Below are 703 nucleotides of genomic sequence, written 5' to 3'. Positions count from 1 at the left end.
GGAATCTTTGAGAACACAAAAGATAAAATCATAGGCTTTGCTAAACTAGCCAAATGGCACGAAAAAGTAAATCAATCTGGATTTAAATCTTTTGGTACAATCTCTCGCACAATTATAAATCATTATCAAACCATATTGAATTATTTTGACAACAGAAGCACCAACGCTTCGGCAGAATCTTTCAACGCAAAAATAAAAGCATTTAGGTCAAAATTCAGGGGCGTTAGAAATATAGAATACTTCCTTTTCAGACTAACTAATATTTATGCTTAATTTTTGCTACTCCACAGGTTTTCGTCTTGATCCCAAGCTTTGCGTTTGATCCAAAAGATGACGATTGCCGATAGCAATTGTAGCTCGTACATAATTCCAGTATTTTGTAAACAAAAAAAATCCTCATCAAGTAAATGATGAGGATTTTCAAAAGAAAGGCGACGACATACTCTCCCACATAACTGCAGTACCATCTGCGCAGGCGGGCTTAACTACTCTGTTCGGGATGGGAAGAGGTGAGCCCCGCCGCAATAACCACCTTAAGAAGTTATAATTGCTTTGGGCAATTTTCTTTTAATTAATAATTGATAATTAACAATTCATAATTAAGAGTAATATCTTAACATACTGAGATAAAGAAAGTATTTTAGTTTTAGAAAGTTTCTTCTCCCGACCGCAGTCGGGAGAAAAGGGTGTACATAAGCTTACG

Annotated in this window: 1 protein-coding gene and 1 rRNA gene; one reads left to right on the top strand and one right to left on the bottom strand. The window is 35.7% G+C overall.

The window, feature by feature from the left end; genetic code table 11:
* Window positions 1-273, top strand: a 273-nt coding sequence (locus tag EAH81_RS27270) for a transposase (protein WP_140512115.1), incomplete at its 5' end; no start/stop codon positions are given.
* A gap of 153 nt (window positions 274-426) precedes the next feature.
* On the opposite strand, the gene rrf is transcribed toward EAH81_RS27270, so the two are convergent.
* Window positions 427-536 (bottom strand): 5S ribosomal RNA (rrf, locus tag EAH81_RS27265).
* Between the last annotated feature and the right edge of the window lie 167 nt (window positions 537-703).

It is taken from the genome of Flavobacterium pectinovorum, assembly GCF_006438875.1.
Taxonomy (GTDB): domain Bacteria; phylum Bacteroidota; class Bacteroidia; order Flavobacteriales; family Flavobacteriaceae; genus Flavobacterium; species Flavobacterium pectinovorum_A.
The sequence above is the reverse complement of the archived record's forward strand: the minus strand, read 5'-3'. Positions and strand labels throughout refer to the sequence as shown.